This is a genomic window from Massilimicrobiota sp. An105 (genome assembly GCF_002161155.1).
Lineage (GTDB): Bacteria > Bacillota_I > Bacilli_A > Erysipelotrichales > Coprobacillaceae > Allocoprobacillus > Allocoprobacillus merdigallinarum.
This window is the reverse complement of record NZ_NFLY01000108.1, coordinates 1-1,166: the sequence shown is the minus strand read 5'-3', so window position 1 is coordinate 1,166 and position 1,166 is coordinate 1. Positions and strand designations below refer to the sequence as shown.

General features: G+C 34.1%; 1 protein-coding gene. It reads left to right on the top strand.

What is annotated here, in order from left to right; genetic code table 11:
* A partial coding sequence (locus B5E48_RS13405; protein WP_241146995.1) for a transposase occupies positions 1-776 on the top strand: 776 nt, incomplete at its 5' end.
* Positions 777-1,166: the final 390 nt, after the last annotated feature.

Genomic DNA, 1,166 nt, shown 5'->3' with positions numbered 1-1,166 from the left:
GATTCAACAAAAAAACTTTCAAGAAAAAGTTATTTCATGGCTACAGGCTATTGGCCATTGATGGCAGTGAACTGCCTATTGACAATACCATCTTTGACGATGAAACAACTGAATTAAGATATGGCACTCTTGCAAAACCTTACTCTGCCTATCATTTGAATGCCAGTTATGATCTATTAGAACGTACATATGATGATATTATCATTCAGGGTGAAGCCAAAAAAGACGAAAATGATGCTTTCTGTCAACTTGTTGACAGATATGATGGACAGAAAGCCATCTTCATTGCCGATAGAGGCTATGAATCCTACAATGGTTTTGAACATGTTGTACACTCAGGACATAAATATATCATTCGTGTTAAAGACATTGAATCTACGACTAGCATCACCAAGTCACTAGGACCATTTCCTGATGGTGAGTTTGATGTTGATGTGTTTAGAATGCTGACCTTAAAACAAACAAAAATGACAAAAGCCTGTCCTGAAATATATAAAATTATTACCAAATCAATGAGATTTGATTTTATGGACAAAGAGAATCCCTGGTATGAGTTCAACTGTAGGGTCGTGAGATTCAAAATATCCGATGATAAATATGAAACTATTATTACCAATTTAAGCAGAGAGGATTTCTCAATGGAAGAAATCCGTGAAATCTACAATATGAGATGGGGCGAGGAAACTTCTTTTCGAGAACTCAAGTATCCATTGGACTCAATGCATTGCATGCCAAGAAAAGAAAACTCATACAGCAGGAAATCTATGCACGTATGATCATGTATAATTTCTGTCAAAGGATTGTACAGGAAATAAAGATTCCTAAAAAGGACAGAAACAAATATACATATCGGGTTAATTTTACAAAATCTATACATATCATCAGAGAGTTTCTAAGAAAAAAAGGTGGAAAGAATCCACCTGTAGAGTATCTGATAGCTAAAGAGATTCTGTCAATTCGACCCAACAGAAAATACAAGCGACATGTCAAGCCAAAGACTGTCGTATGCTTTAACTATAGATATAACTAACATAGTTTATTATATACCTTGACAGATGTAGTTTCAAGACTACACTTTTTGAGCTTGAGTAAATATTAAAAACCAGGAAAAATATATTTCCATACAATTCCTGGTTAAATATTGTCATCTTAACTTAATGACATTG